Origin of the sequence: Bradyrhizobium sp. SHOUNA76 (assembly GCF_023006445.1) — a bacterium.
GTDB lineage: Bacteria > Pseudomonadota > Alphaproteobacteria > Rhizobiales > Xanthobacteraceae > Bradyrhizobium.
Window position 1 is genome coordinate 1 of record NZ_JALBHA010000972.1, and the last position, 966, is coordinate 966.

The following is a 966-nucleotide window of genomic DNA, read 5'->3' on the forward strand; positions in this document are numbered from 1 at the left end:
AATAGATCGCCGCGAGCGGGTCGCGCGGGCTGAGCCGCAGCGCACGACGCGCGGCGGCGTCGCCATCCTGCCATCGCCCGGCGTAGCACAGCGTCACGCCGTAGAAAGCGTGCGCCATTGCAAAATTTGGATTGAGCTGCAGCGCCAGCTCGAACTCCGCCAGCGCGTCGTCGAAGCGGCGGCGGAACAGATAGGTGTAGGCGAGGCCATGGTGGGCCCAGGCGTCCTCGCGATCGGCTTCCACCGCCGCGAGCGCCGCGCGCTCGGCGATCGGCACCGTCGTGGCCATGTCGGCCCAGCCCATATGCGCACCGAAGATATGGCTGGTCGCGAGCAGGCCCAGCGCCTTGCCATAGGCGGGATCGATCGCGACGGCCTTTTCGAGCAGCCCTTGCGCGGCGGCATTGTCCTCGCGCGTGCTGCGCCAATGATGCGACAATGCACGCATCACGAGGTCCCAGGCGTCGAGACTCCCTGGCGGCTTCTGCTGGGCGCGAAAACTCTCGGCAGCATAGAGCTGAGGCTCGATCGCGGCGACGATCGCCTCCGTGATTTCGTCCTGCACGGCGAAGATGTCGGCGAGCTCGCGATCGTAGCGCTCGGCCCAGAGATGGCTGCCGGTCGAGACATCGTTGAGCTGGGCCGAGATGCGCACGCGATCGCCGCTCCGCCGCACGCTGCCTTCGACCACGTAGCGCACCCCGAGCTCGCGCGCGACCTCGCGGATGTGCACGGCGCGGCCCTTGTAGATGAAGGAGGAGTTCCGCGCGACGACGAAGAACCAGCGCAGCTTCGACAGCGCGGTGATGATGTCCTCGCTGATGCCGTCGGAGAAATAATCCTGTTCGGCTTCGCCACTCATATTGGTGAAGGGCAGCACGGCGATCGCGGGCCGCTCGGGAAGCGCGAGTGCAGCGCGCGGCACCCAGGCGGTGCGGCCGTGTTCCGGCGCGATCGCGCCCTCCT

General features: G+C 67.8%; 1 protein-coding gene. It reads right to left on the reverse strand.

Annotated features, from left to right (window positions below; translation table 11 throughout):
• A partial coding sequence (locus tag MOV74_RS39055; protein WP_246932933.1) for a tetratricopeptide repeat protein occupies positions 1-966 on the reverse strand: 966 nt, incomplete at both ends.